The 21,675-nt window shown below is 72.9% G+C and carries 18 protein-coding genes; 9 read left to right on the forward strand and 9 right to left on the reverse strand.

Going from position 1 to position 21,675, the window contains the following annotated elements:
* Positions 1–6: 6 nt before the first annotated feature.
* Positions 7–615 carry a DUF1707 domain-containing protein gene (locus ACA511_RS31815; protein ID WP_375028361.1) on the reverse strand — a complete coding sequence of 203 codons (609 nt, stop codon included), beginning with the start codon at positions 613–615 and terminating at the stop codon, positions 7–9.
* 83 nt (positions 616–698) lie between these two features.
* Between ACA511_RS31815 and ACA511_RS31820 the strand changes: the two genes are divergently transcribed.
* From ACA511_RS31820 to ACA511_RS31830, 3 genes are all read left to right on the forward strand, one after another.
* On the forward strand, positions 699–1,652 hold the full coding sequence (locus ACA511_RS31820) for an ABC transporter ATP-binding protein (protein WP_375028362.1): 954 nt from the start codon (positions 699–701) through the stop codon (positions 1,650–1,652).
* Positions 1,653–1,755: 103 nt separating this feature from the next.
* Positions 1,756–2,553, forward strand: coding sequence for an ABC transporter permease (locus ACA511_RS31825; protein WP_375028363.1), 798 nt, complete (start codon positions 1,756–1,758; stop codon positions 2,551–2,553).
* Between the two features lie 91 nt (positions 2,554–2,644).
* Positions 2,645–3,874 carry an MFS transporter gene (locus tag ACA511_RS31830; RefSeq protein ID WP_375028364.1) on the forward strand — a complete coding sequence of 410 codons (1,230 nt, stop codon included), beginning with the start codon at positions 2,645–2,647 and terminating at the stop codon, positions 3,872–3,874.
* A 205-nt stretch (positions 3,875–4,079) separates the two neighbouring features.
* Here the strand turns inward: ACA511_RS31830 and ACA511_RS31835 are convergent, their stop codons facing one another.
* Positions 4,080–4,310 (reverse strand): hypothetical protein, encoded by a 231-nt coding sequence (locus ACA511_RS31835; protein ID WP_375028365.1) that lies wholly within the window; start codon positions 4,308–4,310, stop codon positions 4,080–4,082.
* A gap of 29 nt (positions 4,311–4,339) precedes the next feature.
* The gene (locus ACA511_RS31840) at positions 4,340–5,758 is read right to left on the reverse strand and encodes a PLP-dependent aminotransferase family protein (RefSeq protein WP_375028366.1); all 1,419 of its coding nucleotides are present in this window, start codon (positions 5,756–5,758) and stop codon (positions 4,340–4,342) included.
* A 113-nt stretch (positions 5,759–5,871) separates the two neighbouring features.
* Between ACA511_RS31840 and ACA511_RS31845 the strand changes: the two genes are divergently transcribed.
* The 4 genes from ACA511_RS31845 (at position 5,872) to ACA511_RS31860 (ending at position 11,411) form a co-directional block, all read left to right on the forward strand.
* A complete protein-coding gene (locus ACA511_RS31845; protein WP_375028367.1) occupies positions 5,872–6,813 on the forward strand; it encodes a DMT family transporter in 942 nt (313 codons plus the stop codon).
* A gap of 1 nt (position 6,814) precedes the next feature.
* Positions 6,815–8,476: a fumarate hydratase gene (locus tag ACA511_RS31850; protein WP_375028368.1), complete on the forward strand. Its 1,662-nt coding sequence runs from the start codon at positions 6,815–6,817 to the stop codon at positions 8,474–8,476.
* Positions 8,477–8,649: 173 nt separating this feature from the next.
* Positions 8,650–9,918 (forward strand): serine/threonine-protein kinase, encoded by a 1,269-nt coding sequence (locus ACA511_RS31855; RefSeq protein ID WP_375028369.1) that lies wholly within the window; start codon positions 8,650–8,652, stop codon positions 9,916–9,918.
* Between the two features lie 80 nt (positions 9,919–9,998).
* Positions 9,999–11,411 carry a class II fumarate hydratase gene (locus ACA511_RS31860; protein ID WP_375028371.1) on the forward strand — a complete coding sequence of 471 codons (1,413 nt, stop codon included), beginning with the start codon at positions 9,999–10,001 and terminating at the stop codon, positions 11,409–11,411.
* 51 nt (positions 11,412–11,462) lie between these two features.
* Here ACA511_RS31860 and ACA511_RS31865 read toward each other — a convergent pair whose 3' ends face one another.
* From ACA511_RS31865 to ACA511_RS31880, 4 genes are all read right to left on the reverse strand, one after another.
* Positions 11,463–12,377 carry a lytic transglycosylase domain-containing protein gene (locus ACA511_RS31865; RefSeq protein WP_375028372.1) on the reverse strand — a complete coding sequence of 305 codons (915 nt, stop codon included), beginning with the start codon at positions 12,375–12,377 and terminating at the stop codon, positions 11,463–11,465.
* A 529-nt stretch (positions 12,378–12,906) separates the two neighbouring features.
* Positions 12,907–14,319, reverse strand: coding sequence for a PhoH family protein (locus ACA511_RS31870; protein WP_375028373.1), 1,413 nt, complete (start codon positions 14,317–14,319; stop codon positions 12,907–12,909).
* Between the two features lie 75 nt (positions 14,320–14,394).
* Positions 14,395–15,282 carry an isoprenyl transferase gene (locus ACA511_RS31875; RefSeq protein ID WP_375028374.1) on the reverse strand — a complete coding sequence of 296 codons (888 nt, stop codon included), beginning with the start codon at positions 15,280–15,282 and terminating at the stop codon, positions 14,395–14,397.
* Between the two features lie 183 nt (positions 15,283–15,465).
* On the reverse strand, positions 15,466–15,984 hold the full coding sequence (locus ACA511_RS31880; RefSeq protein ID WP_375028375.1) for a hypothetical protein: 519 nt from the start codon (positions 15,982–15,984) through the stop codon (positions 15,466–15,468).
* 116 nt (positions 15,985–16,100) lie between these two features.
* Between ACA511_RS31880 and ACA511_RS31885 the strand changes: the two genes are divergently transcribed.
* Both ACA511_RS31885 and ACA511_RS31890 read left to right on the forward strand, forming a co-directional pair.
* The gene (locus tag ACA511_RS31885; RefSeq protein WP_375028376.1) at positions 16,101–17,651 is read left to right on the forward strand and encodes an MFS transporter; all 1,551 of its coding nucleotides are present in this window, start codon (positions 16,101–16,103) and stop codon (positions 17,649–17,651) included.
* Positions 17,632–18,270, forward strand: a complete 639-nt coding sequence (locus tag ACA511_RS31890; RefSeq protein WP_375028377.1) for a TetR family transcriptional regulator — start codon at positions 17,632–17,634, stop codon at positions 18,268–18,270. Before ACA511_RS31885 ends, ACA511_RS31890 begins: the two co-directional genes overlap by 20 nt.
* Position 18,271: 1 nt before the next feature.
* On the opposite strand, the gene ACA511_RS31895 is transcribed toward ACA511_RS31890, so the two are convergent.
* A complete protein-coding gene (locus tag ACA511_RS31895) occupies positions 18,272–19,474 on the reverse strand; it encodes a C40 family peptidase (protein WP_375028378.1) in 1,203 nt (400 codons plus the stop codon).
* Positions 19,475–19,677: 203 nt separating this feature from the next.
* Positions 19,678–21,663 (reverse strand): thioredoxin domain-containing protein, encoded by a 1,986-nt coding sequence (locus tag ACA511_RS31900; protein ID WP_375028379.1) that lies wholly within the window; start codon positions 21,661–21,663, stop codon positions 19,678–19,680.
* Positions 21,664–21,675: the final 12 nt, after the last annotated feature.

Below are 21,675 nucleotides of genomic sequence, written 5' to 3' on the forward strand. Positions count from 1 at the left end.
GCCGGGCTAGCGGCCCCGGCCGAGGCGGTCGCGGACGCGGGTGCGCAGCGAGCGCTTCGGCGCGCGGGCGCGCACCGAGCCGAAGATCATCGTGCCGCCGACCTCGACCGTGGGCCCGTCCTGGGCGGGGCGGGCCCGCAGGTCGCGGGTGCTGAGGATGGTGCGGCCGGTGACGTGCACGCTGACGCCCTCGGGGACGAGGATCCGGATCCGGCCGCCGAACACCAGCGAGTCGACCACGATGTGCCGGCGCTGCATGACGGCTTCGCGCAGGTCCAGTTCGACCGTTCCGAAGAGGGCGAGCAGTGGCAGTTTCACGGGGACGACCCAGCGCCCCTCCCTGCGGGTGCGTCCGAAGAAGACCGAGACCGGGCGGTCGTCCACGAGGATGGGCTGCGCCTCCTCGGGGCTGAGGTCGTGGGTGAGGCCGGTCAGCTCGCCCAGGGTGCGGGCGGCGTAGGCGCGGGACGTGCGGTCGGAGTGCTCCTCCAAGGTGAGCCGTCCGTCGGCGACGGCCTCGCCCAGAACGGCGACGACGCGTTCCCGGTCGGCGTCGGACGCGCGCAGCTGGCGCACGCTGGTGGCCTTCTCGGCCGGGCGATGGGGGACGTCCACACCTAGAGATTAACCTCCGGGCGGCGCGCGGCCCGCCGAAAACCTGTGGGGATGTGTCCGTCCGTGTCCTTAGTGTGAGGGGTATGACCTTGCAGCGTGCCCAGATCACGGGCGCCCGGGACGAGGCCGGCGCGGCGGCGATCAGCCTGCGCGGCGTCGTGAAGCGGTTCGGCGACTTCACCGCCGTGGACGGGCTGGACCTGGAGGTCCCCGCCGGGGTCTGCCTGGGCCTGCTGGGGCCGAACGGCGCCGGGAAGTCGACGACGATGAAGATGCTCACCGCGCAGGCGATCGCCGACGAGGGCAGCATCGACGTGCTCGGCTTCAGCATTCCGAGGGAGTCCAAGCGCGCGCGGGCCGTGATGGGGGTCGTCCCGCAGCAGGACAACCTCGACGAGGAGCTGACCGCCCGCGAGAACCTGGAGGTGTTCGCGCACCTGTACCGGGTGCCGCGCAAGGAGCGCCGCAAGGCCGTGGACGACGCGCTCGCGATCGCGCACCTGACCGAGCGGCAGCGCACGAAGGTGGACGACCTGTCGGGCGGCATGCGGCGGCGGCTGCTGATCGCGCGCGGGCTGGTGCACCGGCCCGCGCTCGTCCTGCTGGACGAGCCGACCGTCGGCCTCGATCCGCAGGTCCGGGCGGAGCTGTGGGGGCTGATCGACGGGCTGCGCGCCGGGGGCACGACCGTGCTGATGTCCACGCACTACATCGAGGAGGCCGAGCGGCTGGCCGACGCGTGCGCGCTGATGTCGCACGGCCGGGTGATCGCGCGGGGCTCGCCGTCCGAGCTGGTCGCCGAGTACGCGGGCGAGCGGGTCGTCGAGCACTACGGGCCGCCCGGCCGGCTCACGGAGGTGGAGCGGCTGGCGAGGGGCGCGGGGTTCCCGACGCGCCGCACCGGCCCGTCGGTGTCGGTGCTGAAGGCCGAGACGATCCCGCCCTCGCTGGAGGACGAGCTGGGCCCCGACGGCGTACGCCGCGCCGCGAGCCTGGAGGACGTGTTCGTGGTGCTGACCGGGGAGCGCGTGGAATGAGCGAAGCGAACCGGGGGGTGCGGGGGGTCGCCCCCCCGCAAGGAACAGGAATGAGCGAAGCGAACCGCGGGGTGCGGGGGGTCGCCCCCCGCAAGGAGCAGCAATGAGCGGAGGAGTGGAGCGGGCGCCGCGGCTCCGGCGGTTCGAGTTCGCGCCCGTGCGGGGCATCTGGCGGCACGAGCTGGCCCTCTACAAGCGGTACTGGAAGTCGCAGTCGTTCGCCTCGATGGTGGAGCCGACGTTCTTCCTGCTCGCGTTCGGCTACGGCTTCGGGTCGATGGTCGCGGTGATCGGCGACTACCGGTACCTCGACTTCGTCGCGACCGGCGTGGTCGGGACGGCGGCGCTGTTCACGTCGGTGTTCCCCGGCATGTTCAACGGCTACATCAGGCGCGTGTTCCAGCACACCTACGACGGGATGCTGGCGACGCCCGTGGACGTCCACGAGCTGGTGACGGCCGAGGCGCTGTGGATCGCGGCCAAGTCGGCGGTGTACTCGTGCACGCCGATCATCGTGGCGCTGTTCTTCGGCCTCGATCCCGCGTTCGGGATGCTGCTGGTGCCGTTCGTGACGTTCTTCACCGCGCTCGGCTTCGGTCTGTTCGGCATGTGGACGTCCTCGGTCGTGCCGTCGATCAACTCGTTCGACTATGTGATCACCGGCGTGGTGACGCCGCTGTTCCTGATCGCCGGGACGTTCTTCCCGGTGGACGCGCTGCCCGCGTGGGCGCAGAAGGTCTGCTACCTCAATCCGCTCTACCATTGCGTGGAGCTGGTCCGGGACGCGGTGTTCGGGCTGCGCCCGCTGGCCGATCTCGGCCACCTGGGCGCCCTGCTGGCGTTCGCGGCGCTCATGTGGGTGATCGCCGTCCGGGGGATGCGCAACCGCCTCATCGACTGACGGTTCCGGGGAACATTGACCTGGTACGCACCCTGTCCCTACGCTGACGCGAATCTTCTTCACGTTGCGCAGCTCAGAGAGGTCGGGCCGCATGACCCAGGGCACCACCGCGCGGGACCGCCAGGCCCGGTACGCCGCGTACACGGCCTTCGCCGTCCAGGGGCTCTGCTTCGCCTCGCTGGTGACGCAGGTCCCGCAGATGCAGAAGGCGCACCACCTGAGCGACGCCATGCTGTCGCTGGTGCTGCTGATGGTGCCGCTGGTCGCCGGGGTGGGCAGCGTCGTGTCCGGCGCCCTGTTCCAGCGGCTCGGCAGCGGCCCCGTCCTGCGGGTCGCCCAGCCCGCGGTGGCGGTCACGATCGCGCTGATCGGCCTCACCGGCGACAACGACATCGCGCTCTACGTCGCGGTCGCGGCGTTCGGCCTGTTCGTCGGGGCCGTGGACGCGTCGATGAACGCGCAGGCCGTCGCCGTCGAGCGCCGCTACGGCGTCAGCCTGATCACCGGCTTCTACGCGGTGTGGAGCGTCGCGGGCATCCTCGGCGGGCTCTGGGCGTCGCTGGCCAACAAGGTCGACCTGCCGCTGGCCACCTGCTTCGGGATCGCCGCCGCCGTGGGGATCGCCGGGTCCCTGGCCACCGGCCACCGCCTCTACCGGCGCGCGGAGGAGGGCGACGGGCCGACCGCCGAGGAGCTGAAGGCGGCGGGGCGCAGCGTCCCGTGGCGGCCGATCCTCGTCGTCGGCGCCGCGATGGCGGTCGCCTACCTCGCCGACGCGGCGATCTCCAACTACGGCGCCAAGTACCTGGACGACGAGCTGTCGGCGAGCGACTGGGTCGCGCCGCTCGGCTACGTCGCCTACCAGATCACGATGGTGATCAGCCGCGGCGTCGCCGACTTCGCCGTCCGGCGCTCGGGCGCCGTCCAGGTGGTGCGGCTCGGCGGGCTGGTCGGCATCGTCGGGATGGCCGGGGTGGTCGCGGCGCCGAACGCGGGCTTCGCCATCGCCGCGCTGGCGGTCGCCGGGCTCGGCCTCAGCGTGATCGCCCCGGTGTCCTTCTCCGCCGCCGGACGGGTCGACCCGACCGGCCTGGGCGTCGCCGTGTCCCGCGTGAACATCTTCAACTACGTCGGGTTCGTCCTGGGCGCCGCCGTGGTGGGCGCCATCGCCCCGCTGAGCGCCGACCACGGCCTGCGCATCGCCTTCATCATCCCCACGGCCCTGATCCTGGTCGTCTTCGTCACCGCCAAGGGCTTCGCCCCACCCCCCGTGAAGGGCGCCACCCCGGACGCCCCCGCCATAGAACGCCCCATGGCCTGACCCCCACCCACCCCGGGCGTGGACCTCAGCCGGGGGCACGGGTCGGGCGGCCGGAGGGCGCTCCAGCGCCCGGAGGCCGCCCGACCCGCCGAGCCGGGCGACCGCAGCGACGCCCGACAACCCGCACGGTCACAGCAACCGCAACAGCGGCGTGAGGATCGACCGGCTCGCAACGGGGGTTCCAGGGGGTCGCCCCCCTGGGAAACTACGCGTCTTCCAGGCTCCTCAGTGCCTTTTCGCCTTCGGCCTGGGCCTGCTCCGGCGTCATGTCCTTCAGCGCGCGGCTGAGCGCCACCTCGGCGGCGTCGGCGGCGGCGCGGAGGGTCACCGCGTGCTCCTGTGCCCTTTCGAGGTCGCCCAGGCCGATGCAGTCGAACGCGACCTGCGCGTCGTGACCGGCCATCTTCAGCTGTCGTGCGGCCTCATCCAGACTCATCCGTGCCTCCTACACCGGGGATGTCGGTCCTACCCATCGGCACCGGGGGTAATCGCTTGACCCAGCAGTTCCGCGGCCTTGACCAGGCGGGTCTCGCCGAGTCCGGCGTAGCCGAGGACGAGCGCGGGCGGCGCGGAGGCGGCGCGTCCGGCCGACCACATGCTCCGGGCGCCGGCGACGGCGACGCCTGCTCGGGCCGCGCGGGCCACGACCTGGTCCTCGTCGCGTCCGGGGGGCAGTTCCACGTAGAGGTGGATGCCCGCTGACACGCCGTGAACCCTCGCGTCGGGGACGTGGGCGTCCAGCGCGCGGGCGAGGGCGTCGCGGCGGGCCCGGTACCGCCGCCGCATGGTGCGCAGGTGCCGGTCGTATCCGCCGCCGGCGATGAACTCGGCCAGCGCGTACTGCTCCAGGACGGGCCCGCCCAGGTCGGTGCCGGCGCGGTGGCCGCGGAGCCGCGCGGCGACGGACGGCGGCGCGACGGCCCAGCCGAGCCGCAGCGCGGGGGCGAGGGACTTGCTCACCGAGCCGAGCAGGACGACCCGGTCGGGGTCGACGCCCTGGAGGCAGCCGACCGGGTCGCGGTCGTAGCGGAACTCGGCGTCGTAGTCGTCTTCCAGGACGAGGCCGTCGACGTCCCGCGCCCAGGCGATCAGGGCGGCGCGGCGGGCGGCGGACAGGACGACGCCGGTCGGGTACTGGTGCGCGGGCGTGACGAGGACGGCCCGCGCTCCACTGCGGGTGAGCGCCGCGACGTCCAGGCCCTCCTCGTCGACGGGGATGCGGGCGAGCCGCAGCCCGGTGGACTCCATCATCGGCAGCTGCCGGGCGCTGGTGGGGTCCTCGACGGCGATCGCGCGGTGCCCGGTGGCGCTCAGCAGGGCGAGCAGGGCGGACAGCCCGTGCGCCACCCCGTTCATGATCACGACGCGGTCGGGGTCGGCGTGCGCGGCGCGGACCCGGCCGAGGTAGCCGGCCAGCCCGGCGCGCAGTTCCGCGACGCCGCCGGGGTCGGGGTAGGCGAACGCGTCGTGCGGGAGGGTGCGCAGCGCGGCGCGGGCGGCGGCGATCCAGCGTTCCCGGGGGAAGGCCGACAGGTCGGGGCGGCCGGGCAGCAGGTCGTAGGAGGGCGGGGGCGGGGGCGCGGCGGGCCGGGGCGGCGCGCCCGGACGCGGCGGCGGCGCGGGTTCCCCGTCGGGGCGGGCGAGCGGCGCGATCCGGGTGCCGTCGCCGCGCCGGGCGATGAGGAAGCCCTCGGCGGTGAGCTGCTCGTAGGCGGTCACGACGACGCCGCGGGAGACGTCCAGGTCGCGTGCCAGGTCGCGGCTCGACGGCAGCCGGGTCCCGGCGGTCAGCCGGCCGCTGCGCACGGCCGCGCGGAAGCCGGCGGCGATCTGCGCCGCCAGCCGGCCGGCGGACCGGTCCAGGGAAAGGTGAAGGTCGGTCACACCACTCTCAGCGCCGTGGGGGACTCCGGACGTCACGGACACTCTATTGGTCCACGTTCCAACGCTTTGATTGGCCCTGTCCAGTAGACCAAGGGTTTTCTAGCGTTCCCTGCATGAACACGTCTCAGAAGCGCGGCACGCTCGGCGCGGGCGCCGCGATGTTCCTCGTCGGCACGCTGACCGCCGTCTCGGCGACCATCTCCGGCTATCCCGTGTTCGGCGGCCAGGCCGTCCGGTACGCCGTCGCCGCGCTGATCCTGCTCGCCGTGGCGCGCTTCGCCGGCGGGCCCGCGCGGCGGCCGTCCGCGCGGGACTGGGTCCTGCTGGCGGCCCTGGCGGCGACGGGCCTGGTCGCCTTCAACGTCTGCATCGTGGCGGCGACCGAGCACACCGGCCCGGCCACCATCGGCACGGTGATCGCGACGGTCCCGATCGTGCTGGCGCTGGCCGGGCCGCTGCTGGAGGGGCGCCGCCCCGCGCCCTCGGTCATCGTGTCGGCGTGCGTGGTCGCGGCCGGCGCGGCCCTCGCGAACGGGTTCGGCGGCGGCAGCGCCCGCGGACTGCTGCTCTCGCTCGGCGCGCTCGCCGGCGAGGTGTGCTTCTCGCTGCTGGCCGTCCCGCTGCTGCCGCGCCTCGGCCCGCTGCGGGTCTCCGCCTACTCCGCCGCGCTGGCGGCCCCGATGCTGCTGGCCGCCGGCCTGGCCGTGGACGGGGCGGCGGTCCTGCGCGTCCCGACCGCGGGCGAGCTGGCGGGCTTCGGCTACCTGTCGGTCGTCGTCACCACGATCGCGTTCCTGCTCTGGTACGACGCGATCGGACGCCTCGGGGCCGACCGCGCCGGCCTGTTCGCCGGCCTGATCCCGGTCAGCGCGGTGATCACGACGGTCGTGCTCGGCATCGACCGGCCGGGACCCGCCGACCTGGCGGGGGCGGCGCTGGTCGCGGCGGGCGTCGTGGTCGGCCTGCGCACCCCGTCCGCCCCCCGCGAGGCCGCTCCCCCGCAGCCCGTAACCTGTGAGGCGGCCCCCATCGGAATCGCGCGAGGATCTGCCTGAGATGCCTGAGTTCTCCTACACCGACCTGCTGCCGCTCGGCCCGGACGAGACCGACTACCGGCTGCTGACCTCCGACGGCGTGTCCACGTTCGAAGCGAACGGGCGGACGTTCCTCCAGGTCGAGCCGGAGGCGCTGCGGCTGCTCACCGAGACCGCGATGCGCGACATCGCGCACCTGCTGCGCCCGGCGCACCTCGCGCAGCTCCGCCGGATCCTGGACGACCCGGAGGCGTCCCCGAACGACCGGTTCGTGGCCCTGGACCTGCTGAAGAACGCGGGCATCGCGTCCGGCGGCGTCCTGCCCATGTGCCAGGACACGGGCACCGCCATCGTGATGGGCAAGCGCGGCCAGCACGTCCTAACCGACGGGAACGACGAGGAGCACATCTCGCGCGGCGTGTACGACGCGTACACGAAGCTGAACCTGCGCTACTCGCAGATGGCGCCGGTCACGATGTGGGACGAGAAGAACACCGGCGACAACCTGCCCGCGCAGATCGAGCTGTACGCGGCTCCCGGCGACGCCTACAAGTTCCTGTTCATGGCCAAGGGCGGCGGCAGCGCCAACAAGTCGTTCCTGTACCAGGAGACCAAGGCCGTCCTGAACCCGAAGCGGATGATGTCCTTCCTGGAGGAGAAGATCCGCTCGCTGGGCACGGCCGCGTGCCCGCCGTACCACCTGGCGATCGTGGTGGGCGGGACGTCCGCGGAGTACGCGCTGAAGACCGCCAAGTACGCCTCGGCCCACTACCTCGACACGGTCCCGTCCGAGGGCTCCCCGCTCGGGCACGGCTTCCGCGACCTGGAGCTGGAGCTCCAGGTGTTCGAGCTGACGCAGAAGCTCGGCATCGGCGCGCAGTTCGGCGGCAAGTACTTCTGCCACGACGTGCGGGTGATCCGGCTGCCGCGGCACGGCGCGTCCTGCCCGGTGGCGATCGCGGTGTCGTGCAGCGCCGACCGGCAGGCCCAGGCGAAGATCACCGCGGAGGGCGTGTTCCTGGAGCGGCTGGAGACCGACCCGGCGCAGTACCTCCCGGAGACGACCGCCGAGCACCTCGAGGGCGTCAGTACCGGGGCGGGCGGGAACGCGGTCCAGATCGATCTGAACCGCCCGATGGCGGAGATCCGCGCCGAACTGGCCAACTACCCGGTGCGGACGCGGCTGTCGCTGACCGGCCCGCTGGTCGTGGCCCGCGACATCGCGCACGCCAAGATCAAGGAGCGGCTGGACGCCGGCGAGCCGATGCCGCGGTACCTGCGCGACCACGCCGTCTACTACGCGGGACCGGCCAAGACGCCGGAGGGCTACGCGTCCGGGTCGTTCGGCCCGACCACGGCCGGGCGGATGGACTCCTACGTCGAGCAGTTCCAGGCCGCCGGCGGCTCGCTGGTGATGCTCGCCAAGGGCAACCGCTCGAAGCAGGTCACCGACGCCTGCAAGGAGCACGGCGGCTTCTACCTCGGCTCGATCGGCGGCCCGGCGGCCCGCCTCGCCCAGGACTGCATCAAGAAAGTCGAGGTCCTGGAATATCCGGAACTCGGGATGGAGGCGGTCTGGAAGATCGAGGTCGAGGACTTCCCGGCCTTCATCGTGGTGGACGACAAGGGCGAGGACTTCTTCGCCGACACCACCGGACCCGTCCTCAGCATCGGCAGGCGCTGACATTCGGCAGCCCCTGACGGCCCTTGGCGAAGGCCGTCCGGAGGGCCGTCCGGGGCCGGTTCGGGGCCTGTTCGGGAAGTTTCCCGTCGGTAGGTCACAGTATTGGGCCAAAAACCTAGTTCCTCCTGAGGTCTCCCCGATGACCGCCTGGCCACTCCGGTATCTTTTCCGCCATGTCACAGTCAGAGCGCCTCGTTCTAGCGACGCGCTACCGGCTGGTCTCGGAAATAGGTCAGGGTGCCAACGGCACCGTCTGGAGAGGGCACGACGAACTCCTCGATCGCTCAGTGGCGATCAAGGAGCTGCGGCTGCCCGAAGACCTCACCGAGGACGACCGGGTGGTCTTCTACCGCCGCACCCTCCGGGAGGCGCGCGCGCCCGCTCAACTGCGCACGCACTCCATCGTCGAGGTGTACGACGTCGTCATCGAACAGGGCCGTCCCTGGATCGTGATGGAGATGATCGAGGCGCCGAGCCTCGAACAGCTCATCGAGCGCTCGGGCCCGCTCCCGCCCGAACGCGTCGCGCACATCGGCCGCGCGCTGCTGGACGCCCTCAACACCGCGCACAAGGCCGGGATCGTGCACCGCGACCTCAAGCCCAGCAACGTCCTGCTGGACGGCGACAGGGTCGTGCTGACCGACTTCGGGCTCGCGTTCTCGTCCGGCTCGGCGAGCCTGACGAAGACGGGCCACTTCATGGGCTCGCCCGCGTACGTGGCGCCCGAGGTCGCCGCCGGGGAGAAGGCCACGCCCCGGTCCGACCTGTGGTCCCTCGGCGCGACGCTGTACGCGGCGCTGGAGGGCCGCCCGCCGTTCGAGCGCGAGAACGTGATGGCGACGCTGTCCGCGCTGGCGAACGAGTCGACGCCGTCCCCGCAGAACGCGGGCGCGCTCGCGCCCGTCATCACCGGGCTGCTGGAGAAGAACCCGACCCGGCGGCTCAGCCACGCCCGCGCGGTCGACCGGCTGGAGCGGGCCCTGACCGGTCCCCGGTCCGGCCGCCGCCCGCCGACGCCCCGGTACCGGCTGATGGCCGTGATCGCGCTGATCGGCGCGACCGTCGCCTCCTGCGGGATCGGCGCGACCGCGCTCATCGTCGGCATGATGCGCGAGAGCCCCGGCCCCTCCCCCACCGCGTCCGCCACCGCCGCCGGCCCGGCGGACACCGCCCAGGCCACCGCGCCTCCCGGCGTCGCGGACAGCACGCTCGTCGTGCGGGCCCGCACCGGCAAGTGCAAGATCTTCGTCTCCATCCCCGGCGCCTCGATGACCGTGCTCACCGACGGGCCGCTGTCCCAGGGCGAGCTGCGGCAGTACGACCAGCCGCGCCTCAACGCGGTCGTCTACGACGCGTCCGCCTGCGACGTCTGGGTGAACGGCGAGCAGCAGCCGGCCGGCAAGCCGGACCAGCGCAAGAACTACACGATCAACAAGGAGTGAGACGGGCCACCCCCGGGAATGCGGGAGCCACCTGACGGGCTGCCATGAAGAAGGGCCGGCGAGGCGAAGAGGAGGCTTCCATGTCCGAGCGGGAGTTCCGGGTCGAGCACGACTCCATGGGCGAGGTGCGGGTGCCCGCGGCGGCCAAGTGGCGGGCGCAGACGCAGCGCGCGGTGGAGAACTTCCCGATCTCCGGGCGGACGCTGGAGGCCGCGCACATCGCCGCGCTCGGCCAGATCAAGGCCGCCGCGGCGACCGTCAACGCCGAACTCGGGGTGCTCGACGAGGACGTCGCCGGCGCGATCACCGAGGCCGCCCGCGAGGTCGCGGACGGCCGGTGGAACGGCGAGTTCCCCATCGACGTGTTCCAGACCGGGTCGGGGACGTCGTCCAACATGAACGCCAACGAGGTCGTCGCGACGCTGGCGCAGGAGCGGCTCGGACGGCCCGTCCACCCCAACGACGACGTGAACGCCTCTCAGTCGTCCAACGACGTGTTCCCGTCCTCCATCCACATCGCGGCCACCGGGGCCGTCCTGAACGAGCTGATCCCCGCGCTGCGGCATCTGGAGGCCGCGCTGGCGCGCAAGGCCGCCGAGTTCGCCACGGTCGTGAAGTCGGGCCGCACCCACCTGATGGACGCGACGCCGGTGACGCTGGGCCAGGAGTTCGGCGGGTACGCGGCGCAGGCACGGCACGGCGTGGAGCGGCTCGAGGCCGTCCTGCCGCGGCTCGCGGAGCTGCCGCTCGGCGGCACCGCGGTCGGCACCGGCATCAACACGCCGGAGGGCTTCGCCGCCCGCGTCATCGCGGAGATCGCGCGGGTCACCGGGCTGCCGCTGACCGAGGCCCGCGACCACTTCGAGGCGCAGGGCGCGCGGGACGGCCTGGTCGAGGCGAGCGGCGCGCTCCGCACGGTCGCGGTGAGCCTCCACAAGATCGCCAACGATCTGCGCTGGATGGGCTCCGGCCCGCGCGCCGGGCTCGCCGAGATCCGGCTGCCGGACCTGCAGCCCGGCTCGTCGATCATGCCGGGGAAGGTGAACCCGGTGATCCCGGAGGCGGTGACGCAGGTCGCCGCGCAGGTCATCGGGAACGACGCGGCGGTCGCGTTCGGCGGCGCGTCCGGCAACTTCGAGCTGAACGTGATGCTGCCGATGCTGGCCCGCAACGTGCTGGAGTCGATCACCCTGCTGGCGAACGCGTCGCGGCTGCTCGCCGACCGCTGCGTGGACGGCATCGAGGCCGACGTAGACCGGATGCGCGAGTACGCCGAGTCGTCGCCGTCGATCGTGACGCCGCTGAACCGCTACATCGGCTACGAGGAGGCGGCGAAGGTCGCCAAGCAGGCCCTCCGGGAGCGCAGGACGATCCGCGAGGTCGTGCTCGAACGCGGCTACGTGGACGACGGGAAGCTGACCGCCGAGCAGCTCGACCGGGCGCTCGACGTGCTCGGCATGACCGGCGCGTCCGGCGGGCCCGCCGGAGGCTGACGGCCGAACGCGTCCCGGCCGCTCTGGCGGCCGGGACGCGCCGGACCGGGATCAGTACCAGCCGGCCGACTGGAAGTGCGACCAGCCGCCGCAGGGCGTCTTGTAGCGGTCCTTGATGTAGCCGAGGCCCCACTTGATCTGGGTGGTGGCGTTGTTGCGCCAGTCGGGGCCGGCGCTCGACATCTTGGAGCCGGGCAGCGCCTGCGGGATGCCGTACGCGCCCGACGGGTTGGCGGCGTGGGTGTTCCAGCCGCTCTCCCTGTCCCAGAGCTTCACCAGGCAGCCGAACTGCCCGTCGCCGGTGAACCCGAAGCCCGGCATGAGCTTCTTGGCGATCTCCTGCGCCTCGCCCTTCGGCACCGGGTCGCCCACCGGGGCCGCGGCGCCGCCGCCCGTCTTCTTCTTCTCGGGCTTCTTGGTCGGGATGGGCGTGCCCTTGGGGAGCAGGGACGGGCCCTTGCCGCTGTCCTCGCGCGTCGCGCGGGAGGCGCGTTCGAGGGCCAGCTCGCGCCGCTGCTGCTCCAGGACCTTCGGGTCGGTCTTGGGCGCGGCGGCGTCGGCCAGTTGCCGGTTCGGCTTGACGGTCGTGCCCGCGTCGTCGGAGCCGCCCGTCAGCGCGAACGCGGCGACCGCGCCGCCGCCGAGCACGACGGCCGCGCCCGCGGCGACCGCGGCGATCCGCAGGCCGTTGCGGCCGCCGGAGCCGCCCGCGCGGGCCGGACCGGCCGGACGGCGCCCGTGCCGGTTCGAGCCGATCTCGTCGTGCGGCTCCTCACCGAAGGCGTCGGCGCGACCCGGTCCGGGCTGCATGGCACTGGACGGCAGGGCACTGGACGGCAGGGCTTCGGACGGCATGGCCTGGAAGCCGAGGGTGTCACCGGCGGGGGCCTGGGCCCGGCCGGTGCCGGCGACCCGCACGTCGTCCTCGTGGGGCGCGGCCTGGGCGGCCGGCCCGAAGGCGGCCATCGCGTCCACCGCCGGGGACGGGGGGTCGAAGTTCTGTCGTTCGTCTCGCCTAGGGGACCCGGGATGGTCTCCGTACAAGGCGGTCCTTCCGACGGTCGCACGCGCATGGACACGCGCCCGAGCTGTTTCCACCCCCGGCCCGGCGGGCCGCCGGGAGGTCGGCGCGGCTCCGGGCCCCGGTCCGGCGCCGCGTCCGGTGCGCGTCTTCAGGGGGCCGCGCTCCGGCCTGGCACCGTTCGGGGGTGCTTACGGGGAGACACAATGCCGGAGTCGGCGGGCTGCTTCGCAACCGAAACGAGACAAATGCGGTCGGTGGGGCCGTTGTCAACTCCCCGGAAAGGCACCGAAACCCGCGACCGGCCTGGGCTTCTCCGCAACCGTACGAACGAATGTGACCTTAATCACAGATCCACGGTCCGGGGTTTGATGATCACGTTCCGTAGGGAAGGGAGGGGTGTTCTGAGACACGAGACCCCGGCGCCCGAGCAGGGCCCGCCGGGGTCTCGCCTGGTCCGCGCGCGCCCGCCCGCTACGCGCCCACGTCGCCGAGCATGTCGGTGACCAGCTCGGCGATCGGCGAGCGCTCCGACCTGGTCAGCGTCACGTGCGCGAACAGCGGGTGGCCCTTCAAACGTTCCACCACGGCCGCGACGCCGTCGTGCCGCCCCACCCGCAGGTTGTCGCGCTGCGCCACGTCATGGGTCAGCACGACCCGCGACCCGGCCCCGATCCGCGACAGGACGGTCAGCAGCACGCCGCGCTCCAGCGACTGCGCCTCGTCCACAATCACGAACGCGTCGTGCAGCGAGCGGCCCCGGATGTGCGTGAGCGGCAGGACCTCCAGCATGCCGCGCTCGAGGACCTCGTCGATGACCTCCGGCGTCGTCAGCGCCGACAGGGTGTCGTAGACCGCCTGGGCCCACGGCGACATCTTCTCGTTCTCCGAGCCGGGCAGGTAGCCGAGCTCCTGGCCGCCGACCGCGTACAGCGGGCGGAACACCACGACCTTGCGGTGCCGGCGCCGCTCCATCACGGCCTCCAGCCCCGCGCACAGCGCGAGCGCCGACTTGCCCGTGCCGGCCCGCCCGCCGAGCGAGACGATGCCGACGTCCTCGTCCATCAGCAGGTCGAGCGCGATCCGCTGCTCCGCGGACCGGCCGCGCAGCCCGAACACCTCCCGGTCGCCGCGCACCAGCCGCACCGACTTGTCCGGCAGCGTCCGGCCGAGTGCGGAGCCGCGCTCCGACAGCAGCCGCAGGCCCGTGTGGCAGGGCAGGTCCCTGGCCTCCTCCAGGTCGGCGCTTCCGGAGTCGTAGAGTTCCTCGAGCGCCGCGGCGGGCACCTCCAGCTCCCGCATCCCGGTCCAGCCGGACTCCACGACCGCCAGTTCGGCCCGGTACTCCTCGGCGGCGAGCCCGACCGCGGACGCCTTCACCCGCATCGGCAGGTCCTTGGAGACGAGCACGACGTCCCGTCCCTCGCGGGCGAGCCAGCCGGCCACCGACAGGATCCGGGTGTCGTTGTCGCCGAGCCGGAACCCGTCCGGCAGCACGCTCGCGTCGGAGTGGTTCAGCTCGACGCGGAGCGTGCCGCCCTGGTCGCCGTTCGGCCCCGCGACGGACACGGCCTCGTCCAGCCGCCCGTGCCGCAGCCGCAGGTCGTCCAGCGTGCGCAGCGCCTGCCGGGCGAAGTACCCGAGCTCGGGGTGGTGGCGCTTGGCCTCCAGCTCGGAGATGACGACGATGGGGAGTACGACCTCGTGCTCGGCGAACCGGGTCAGCGCCCCGGGGTCGGCGAGCAGGACACTGGTGTCGAGGACGTACGTGCGCCGATCAGAACCGCTGTGGGGGGACGACCCCCCACTCCCCCCGGAAGGGCCCGGAACGGACGTTCCGGAGGTGTTCCCGGACGTGCCGGGACGGCGCGCGGAGGATGTGGCCACTCGATCTCCCTGACTATGGGGAACCAACCGGTGGCGCGCAGGTCCGCCGCGTGGGCGGTGGTCCGCAGGGGACGGTCAGGTACCGTAGCGCCGGTGCCGCGCGGCGTAGGAGCGCATCGCCCGGAGGAAGTCGACCTTGCGGAAGTCCGGCCAGTGGACCTCGCAGAAGTAGAACTCCGAGTGGGCGCTCTGCCAGAGCATGAAGCCGGAGAGACGCTGCTCCCCCGAGGTGCGGATGACCAGGTCCGGATCCGGCTGGCCGCGCGTGTAGAGATGCTCGGCGATGTGCTCCACGTCGAGGGACTCGGCGAGTTCCTCGATGCTGGTGCCCCGGCTCGCCTGCTCGATGAGCAGTGAGCGCACCGCATCAGCGATCTCACGCCTACCTCCATACCCAACCGCGACGTTCACAATCAGGCCGGGGGCGCCGGATGTGGTCTCACCCGCGTCTTTCAGGACGCGTGCGGTCTTATCGGGCAGCAGGTCGAGGGCGCCGACGGGCTTGACGCACCAGCCGTCGGCGGCGAGCTTGCGGACGGTGTTCTCGATGATCTCCAGCAGCGGCGCGAGCTCCCCGGCGGGACGGTTCAGGTTGTCGGTGGACAGCAGCCACAGCGTGACGACCTCGACCCCGGCCTCCGCGCTCCACTGCAGCAGCTCGGAGATCTTCTGCGCGCCGCGCTGGTGCCCGGTGTTGACGTCGGCCAGCCCCATCGACCTGGCCCAGCGCCGGTTGCCGTCCAGTATGACGCCGACGTGCCGGGGGGTGACGTCGGTCGGCAGGTCGGCCTCGACCCGGCGCTCGTACAGCCGGTAGACGACGTCCCGGACGGCCGCGTACGGTCCGCTGCGGCGGAGGGCGGAGACCAGCCGCCCGCCCTCGGCGGGACGGCGGCGCGCACCCTCGCTCCGGCCCTCGCGCGGCGGCGCGATGCGCGGCCTTCCCGTACGCCGAACCCCCATGTGGGCTTCCCTTCGAGCGACCCGTCCCTGCCGGGAGGACGCTCAATTATGGCCCGGCGGCCATACTTCTCCCGCCCGTTCCGGTGAAGCCAGGCTAGTGCGGGGGTGTCCGGAACGGGCCGGAAGATCCATTCTGGGCGCGCGGGCGGCGGGAGGCCGGTACAGGCGTCCGGTGCGGGCGGCTCAGGCTTTCGGGCCGGCGGCGCGGGCGCGCTCGACGTGCTGCAGCGCGGTGCGCAGCTCGGAGAGCCACGTGTCGGTGTTCTTGCCGACGAGCCGGACGCACCAGGCGAGCGCGTCGCTGCGGCTGCGCGCGACGCCGGCGTCCACGAGGGTGTCGAGGACGCGGCGCTCCGGCTGCCGCAGCCGGGTCATGACCGGCACCGACAGGTGGGTGAACATCTCGCGCTCGCCGTCGCAGTCGACGCCCCAGGAGACCTTGTAGCCGAAGCGCTGCTCGGCCTCGCGCGCGATCCCGATGCGCCGCTCGCGGGTCTCCTCCCGGAAGCGCTGGACGTGCCCGGAGACCACTCCGGCCCGTTCCGCGCCCGTGACGTCCTCGGCGGCCGCGGGCAGCGGCAGCCGCCCGATGACACTGGCCTCCTCGCGGTCGAGGACGACCTCGGGCGCCCCCTCGAACCACTCGTCCGGCAGCCGTCCCGAGAACCAGCCGCGCAGCTCCTCCGCCACTTCAGTACTCATGTAATCAAAATTACAACGTTCCGCTGCAATGGCGCTAGCATGCCCGAGATTTGACATACACCATCTTTTGAAAGTTACTGTCATTTCCAAGTAACCATCATTCGAAAGGGGATGCCATGGAACGGACGGGCACACGCCGCTGGTTCGGGCTCGGCGCGCTGGCGCTCTGCATGCTGGCGCTCGGCTTCGACATGACGATCCTCAACGTGGCGCTGACCACGCTGTCCCGGGAGCTCGACGCGAGCACCAGCGAGCTGCAGTGGATCGTCGACTCCTACCTGCTGGTCTTCGCGGCCGTCCTGCTCCCCGCGGGGCTGCTCGGCGACCGGCTCGGCCGCAGGCGGCTGCTGCTGGCCGGCCTCGGCGTCTTCGGCGCGGCCTCGCTCGCCGGCGCGTTCGCGGACGGCACCGGCGGGGTCGTCGCCGCCCGCGCGTTCATGGGGCTCGGCGCGGCGGTCGTGCTGCCGCTGTCCATGTCGATGCTGCCGGCGATCTTCCCGCCGGAGGAGCGGACCCGCGCCGTCGCGGTCTGGTCGGCGGCCAACGCGCTCGGGCTGCCGCTCGGCCCGCTGCTCGGCGGCTGGCTGCTGGAGAACTTCTGGTGGGGCTCGATCTTCCTGGTCAACGTCCCGGTCGTCGTGGTCGGCGGGCTCGCGGTCGCGTTCCTGCTGCCCGAGACCCGGGACCCGGCAGCCCCGCGCCTCGACCCCACCGGCTCGCTGCTGTCGATGGGCGGGCTCGTCGCGCTGGTGTACGGGGTGATCGAGGCGCCGGTGCGCGGCTGGACGGACGCGGTCGTGCTCGGCTCGTTCGGCCTCGCCGCCGCGCTGCTCACCGCGTTCGTGCTCGCGGAGCGGCGGGCCGCGGAGCCGATGCTCAACCTGCGGCTCTTCCGGGACCCCGCGTTCGGCTGGTCGGTCGTCGCCGCCGTCGCCGCGAACCTCCTGCTGGGCGGGCTCCTGTTCGTCCTGCCGCAGTACCTGGAGGCCGTCCAGGGCAGCGACGTCCTCGGCACCGGACTCAAGATCATCCCGATGCTGGCCGGGCTGCTGGCGGGCGCGGTCGCCACCGACCGGATCGCGGCCCGCGCCGGGCACAAGCCGATCATGGTGGCGGGCCTGCTGGTCCTCGCCGCGGGCCTCGGCTGGGCCGCGCTCACCTCCGCGGGCGACGGCTACGGCGCCACCGTCCCGTGGCTGGTCGTCATCGGGCTCGGCAGCGGCCTCACCCTCATCCCGGCGATGGACGCGCTGCTCGCCGCCCTCCCGGCCGAGGAGGCGGGGCGCGGCTCCGGACTCGTCCAGACGCTCCGCCAGACCGGCGGCACGCTCGGCGTCGCGGGCCTCGGCAGCCTGCTCGCCGGCGTCTACCGCGACCACGTCGCCACCGGGCGCCTGCCCGCCGACGCGGCGGCCGCGGCCCGCGACTCCATCGGCGGCGCCGTCCGGGTCGCCGCCCGGCTGGACGACGGCGCGCTGCTCGCGTCCGCGCGGGACGCCTACGTCCGGGGCATGGACGCGGTGTTCGCCGCGTGCGGGGCCGGGGCCCTCGCCGCGGCCGTCCTGCTGTGGCTCTTCATGCCCCGCCGCCCCGGCGGGGGCGCGGCCGGGGGTGCGGGCCCGGCCGCCGATGCCCGACAATCGACGCATGAGCACGTCGTCCCCTGAGCACGCGATCGACCGGCTGGAAGACCGGCTCTCCCGCCTCCCGCTGCGGGAGCGCAAGAAGCTGCGGACCCGGAGGGCGATCCAGGACCACGCCCTCCGGCTCTTCGGCGAGCAGGGGTACGACGAGACGACGGTCGAGCAGATCGCGGCGGCGGCGGAGATCTCCCCGAGCACGTTCTTCCGCTACTTCCCCACCAAGGAAGACGTCGTGGTCACCGACGAGTACGACCCGATCATGGCGCAGGTCATCCGCGACCAGCCGCCCGGAGTGCCCCCGATCGAGGCGCTGCGCGCCATGCTCCGGGAGATGCTCCCGCAGCTGTACGCGACCGACCTGGAGGCCCTCAAGACCCGGCTCCGGCTCACCGCGGACGTCCCCGCCCTCCGCGGCCGCACGTTCGAGTCCATGCGGGTCACGTTCACGCTCATGAGCGAGGTCGTCGGCGAGCGGACGGGACGCGCCCCCGACGACCCGGACGTGGAGGCGTTCAGCTGGGCCGTCCTCGGCGTCATGCAGGCGGCGCTGTACCGGCTGATCGACGGCAGGACCACCTACGAGGAGCTCCCGGACCTGATCGACCGCAACCTGGAGTTCCTCGGCCGCGGCTGCCCGCTGTGACTCAGCCGCCGATGGCGCCGGCGACCCTGGCGGCGGTCCGCGGGCTGACCCGGACGGCGCCGCGCATGTTGCGGGTGTAGACGTTCTGGATCTGCACCACGGTGCCCCGGCGCGGCGCGGCGATCATCTTGCCGTTGCCCAGGTACAGGGCGATGTGCGAGATGTAGCCGGGGGCGGTCGGGTCGTTCGCCCAGATCAGCATGTCGCCCGGCTCGGCCTTGCTGTAGGGGATCACCCAGCCGGCGCGGGCCTGGTCGGCGGCGACGCGCGGCAGCCTGATGCCCGCCTTGGCGAACGCGAACTGCATCAGGCCGGAGCAGTCGTAGCCGCCCTCGGCCTCGGACTCGCCGCCCCACACGTACGGCCAGCCGAGCCGCGTGTACGCCGCCTTGATCACCGTCTGCACCTGCCGGGCCGTCATGACCTGGCCGTTGGAGGCGGGGGCGTCCGCGCCGGGGACGCCCGCCCCGGCCTTGGGGAAGTCGATCTCCGGGTTGACCGCGACGGCCTTGGCCTGCTTGGGCAGGACCTTGCGCAGCTTCTTGATGAACGTCTTCGGCTCGGTCTTCGGCACGCTGATCAGCATCGCGTTGCCGCTCGGCATCCCGAGGGACTGCGCGGCGGCGTGCGAGATGACCGCGTCGACGTCGCTGACGCCCATGGTCGCGTAGGCGCCGACGCGCAGCTGCGACTGGCGCTGCTTGCCGCCCACGGGGATCTGGCTGCCGAGCGCGACGCCGCCGTCGCTGCCCATCGTGAAGGAGATCGCGACGTCGCCGGACGCCACGTTGCGCCAGAGCGCGTCCGACTTGGCGGTCGGCTTCGGCGTGTAGTTGCGGAACGTGGACGGGTTCACGCCCATCAGCCCGACCTGCTTGCCGCCGACCATGCCCTGCACGGCGTCCACGACCTCGACGCCCTTCACGCCCTTGGCGCCGCGGATCCGCTGGACGACGTCCGCGGGCAGCGTGGACGGGGCCGCCACCAGCACGTGCGGGGTGAGCCGCCCGCCGAGCGGCGCGACCGCCGTGGGCGACAGGCTCGTGCTGCCGGACGCGGCCACGTAGCGGGCGCTCTTCTCGGCCTTCCGGTCGTTCCCGGGGGTGTCGTCATGGGCGACGAGGACGGCCACGTTGGCGGCGAGGGTGGTCAGCACCGAGACGCCGATGATCGTCGGTAGGATCCGGCGGTTCGGCTTTCCCACTGCCACACTCCTCGAAGGTCGCCCTGCGCCCTGACCGTCCCGGTACACGACTATGACTCAGCCGGCCGGCCACCGTCCAGATACCCGGGACGCCGCCCGACACCCTCGTCCGCCGCGCCGGTTCGGGTCAGGCCCGGCTTTACTACTCATTGGTAACACCAAGCGATAACGAGATCAAGGTCACGTTGCCACAAAGTGGACCGTCAGTCCAATTGCCCGCGTAGCTCGCGGGCCAGCTCGGCCCGCGTCGTCACGGGCAGCCGGCACACGAAACCGCGGCACACGTACGCGGACGGCACCCCGTCGACCAGGCCGCGCCCCTCCAGCAGGGGCACGCCCTCCGCGTCCGGCGGGCCGACGCTCACCACCGCGCCGGGCGCGACCGCCATGAGCGCCGTGCGGTGCAGCTCCCGCGTGCGCTCGTCGGCCGGGTCGCCGATCACCGCGATCTCCACCGGGCCCGTCGCGAGCGCCTCCGCCACGGCCAGCCCCCAGCCCGCGAACCGCGCGTGCTTCTCGGCGAGCGTCCCGGCCGGGGCCAGCGCCGCCTCGGCGGCCTCCCGGTGCCAGTCCGAGCCGGTCAGCGCGGCGAACGACAGCAGCGCCCCCGCCGCCGCGAACTGCCCGGACGGCGTCGCGTTGTCGGTCGGGTCCTGCGGGCGGCGGAACAGCCGCTCCGCGTCGTCGGCGGTGTCGTAGAACCCGCCGTGCCCGTCCGCGAACCGTTCGAGGACGGTGTTCAGCAGCTCGCCGGCCAGCCGCACGTGACGCGGGTCGCCGGTGACGCCGTGCAGCGCGATCAGCCCCTCGGCCACGTCGGCGTAGTCCTCCAGGACGCCGGAGTTGGCGCCCGCCGTCCCGTCCTTGGACGTCCGCACCAGCCGTCCGCCGCGCTCGTGCACGTCCAGCAGCAGCCGCGCCGTCTCCTCCGCCGCCCGGACGAGGTCGGGCCGGTCGAACAGCGCGCCGCACTCGGCCAGCGCGGCGACGGCGAGCCCGTTCCACGCCGCCACGACCTTGTCGTCCCGTGCCGGGGGGATCCTGTGCGCGCGCGCCGACAGCAGGGCGGTGCGCACACGCTCGTACCGGTCGACGTCCTCCGGGTCGGCCAGCAGTTGCAGGACCGACGCGCCTTGCTCGAACGTCCCCGTCACCTCGAACAGGTCCTCGGCGAACGCGCCGTCCTCCTCGCCGAGGACCTCGCGGAGCAGCGCCGGCGTCCACACGTAGTACTTGCCCTCGACGCCCTCGCTGTCGGCGTCCAGCGCCGACGCGAGCCCGCCCTCGTTCGTGCGCAGGTCGCGGAGCATCCAGTCGCACGTCTCCAGCGCGATCCGCCGCGCGAACGGCGACCCGGTGAGCCGCCACCAGTGCGCGTAGACCCGCGCCAGCAGCGCGTTGTCGTACAGCATCTTCTCGAAGTGCGGGACGACCCACTGCGCGTCCACGGAGTAGCGCGCGAACCCGCCGCCGAGCTGGTCGTACATCCCGCCCCTGGCCATCGCCTCCAGGGTGTGCGACGCCATCGCCAGCGACTGCTCGTCCCCCGTCCGGGCGTGGTGCCGCAGCAGGAACTCCAGGGCCATCGACGGCGGGAACTTGGGCGCGCCCCCGAACCCGCCGCGCGCCGCGTCGTAGGACCCGGCGAGCACCTTCACCGCGTGCGCGAGCGCCTCCTCGCCGGGCGCCCGCGTCCCGGTCAGGCCCGACCCGCGCGAGCCGAGCGCCGTGACGACCTGCTGCCCCTGCCCGACCACCTCGTCGCGCTGCTCCGTCCACGCCTTGTGGACGGCGTGCAGCAGCGCCTGGAACTGCGGGCGCGGGAAGTACGTCCCGCAGTAGAACGGATGCCCCTCCGGAGTCATGAACACCGTCATCGGCCACCCGCCCTGGCCCGTCATGGCCTGGGTCGCCTCCATGTAGACGGCGTCGATGTCCGGCCGCTCTTCGCGGTCCACCTTGATGTTCACGAACAGCTCGTTCATGACGCGCGCGGTCTCACCGTCCTCGAAGGACTGATGAGCCATGACGTGGCACCAATGGCAGGCGGCGTATCCGACGGACAGGAGAACGGGGACGTCGCGCCGCCGCGCCTCGGCGAGCGCCTCGTCGCTCCACTCCCACCAGTCCACCGGGTTGCCGGCGTGCTGGAGCAGGTACGGGCTTGTCGCGTCCTTGAGCCGGTTCATGCCCCCGATCCT

The sequence above is a fragment of the Actinomadura sp. GTD37 genome, from assembly GCF_041951365.1.
Classification (GTDB): Bacteria; Actinomycetota; Actinomycetes; order Streptosporangiales; family Streptosporangiaceae; genus Spirillospora.

What these genes read in the sequence shown, in the direction of transcription:
- ACA511_RS31820 (WP_375028362.1), top strand. Translation starts at nt 699, where the DNA reads ATGACCTTGCAGCGTGCCCAGATCACGGGCGCCCGGGACGAGGCCGGC.
- ACA511_RS31825 (WP_375028363.1), top strand. Translation starts at nt 1,756, where the DNA reads ATGAGCGGAGGAGTGGAGCGGGCGCCGCGGCTCCGGCGGTTCGAGTTC.
- ACA511_RS31830 (WP_375028364.1), top strand. Translation starts at nt 2,645, where the DNA reads ATGACCCAGGGCACCACCGCGCGGGACCGCCAGGCCCGGTACGCCGCG.
- ACA511_RS31835 (WP_375028365.1), bottom strand. Translation starts at nt 4,310, where the DNA reads ATGAGTCTGGATGAGGCCGCACGACAGCTGAAGATGGCCGGTCACGAC.
- ACA511_RS31845 (WP_375028367.1), top strand. Translation starts at nt 5,872, where the DNA reads ATGAACACGTCTCAGAAGCGCGGCACGCTCGGCGCGGGCGCCGCGATG.
- ACA511_RS31850 (WP_375028368.1), top strand. Translation starts at nt 6,815, where the DNA reads ATGCCTGAGTTCTCCTACACCGACCTGCTGCCGCTCGGCCCGGACGAG.
- ACA511_RS31855 (WP_375028369.1), top strand. Translation starts at nt 8,650, where the DNA reads ATGTCACAGTCAGAGCGCCTCGTTCTAGCGACGCGCTACCGGCTGGTC.
- ACA511_RS31860 (WP_375028371.1), top strand. Translation starts at nt 9,999, where the DNA reads ATGTCCGAGCGGGAGTTCCGGGTCGAGCACGACTCCATGGGCGAGGTG.
- ACA511_RS31865 (WP_375028372.1), bottom strand. Translation starts at nt 12,377, where the DNA reads ATGGCCGCCTTCGGGCCGGCCGCCCAGGCCGCGCCCCACGAGGACGAC.
- ACA511_RS31875 (WP_375028374.1), bottom strand. Translation starts at nt 15,282, where the DNA reads ATGGGGGTTCGGCGTACGGGAAGGCCGCGCATCGCGCCGCCGCGCGAG.
- ACA511_RS31880 (WP_375028375.1), bottom strand. Translation starts at nt 15,984, where the DNA reads ATGAGTACTGAAGTGGCGGAGGAGCTGCGCGGCTGGTTCTCGGGACGG.
- ACA511_RS31885 (WP_375028376.1), top strand. Translation starts at nt 16,101, where the DNA reads ATGGAACGGACGGGCACACGCCGCTGGTTCGGGCTCGGCGCGCTGGCG.
- ACA511_RS31890 (WP_375028377.1), top strand. Translation starts at nt 17,632, where the DNA reads ATGAGCACGTCGTCCCCTGAGCACGCGATCGACCGGCTGGAAGACCGG.
- ACA511_RS31900 (WP_375028379.1), bottom strand. Translation starts at nt 21,663, where the DNA reads ATGAACCGGCTCAAGGACGCGACAAGCCCGTACCTGCTCCAGCACGCC.